This is a genomic window from Streptococcus alactolyticus, from assembly GCF_012277075.1.
Lineage (GTDB): Bacteria > Bacillota > Bacilli > Lactobacillales > Streptococcaceae > Streptococcus > Streptococcus alactolyticus.
Window position 1 is genome coordinate 1 of record NZ_JAAXMT010000029.1, and the last position, 544, is coordinate 544.

A 544-nucleotide genomic window follows, 5' to 3' on the forward strand; every position below is an offset into this window, starting at 1 on the left:
TGAATAGGTTACACTAAACTAGACAGAATTTATAAAGTGTTCTACACTTGAACCAATAAAGGAGAAAATTATGTCTAGAAAACCACGTCGTCACTTTACGGATGATTTTAAGCAACAAATTGTTGATCTTCACCAAGCAGGAAGAAAACGCAGTGAACTCATTCAAGAATATGACTTAACCCCATCTACTTTTGATAAGTGGGTAAAACAAGCAAGAACGACTGGATCGTTTAAGTCGGTTGATAATCTGACAGATGAACAACGTGAACTGATTGCCCTTAGAAAACGAAACAAAGAATTGGAAATGCAGGTAGACATCCTAAAGCAAGCAGCGGTGATTATGGCACAAAAAGGGAAGTAATCACTGCTAACAAGGATAAATACAGTGTTTCAGCTATGTGTCGCCTGCTAGGAATACCTCGGTCTAGCTACTACTATAAGGCAGCTGACCTTGTTGCTGAGTCAGAGCTTGAAGCGTCCGTTGAGAAGATTTTTTTAGAGAATCAGAAGCGCTATGGAGCTAGAAAAATCAAGCAAAAGCTGG

Annotated in this window: 1 pseudogene; it reads left to right on the forward strand. The window is 39.3% G+C overall.

Features of this window, described 5'->3' with window-relative positions:
- Positions 1 to 70: 70 nt before the first annotated feature.
- Positions 71 to 544: pseudogene (locus HFK82_RS08730) on the forward strand (transposase); the annotation flags it as partial.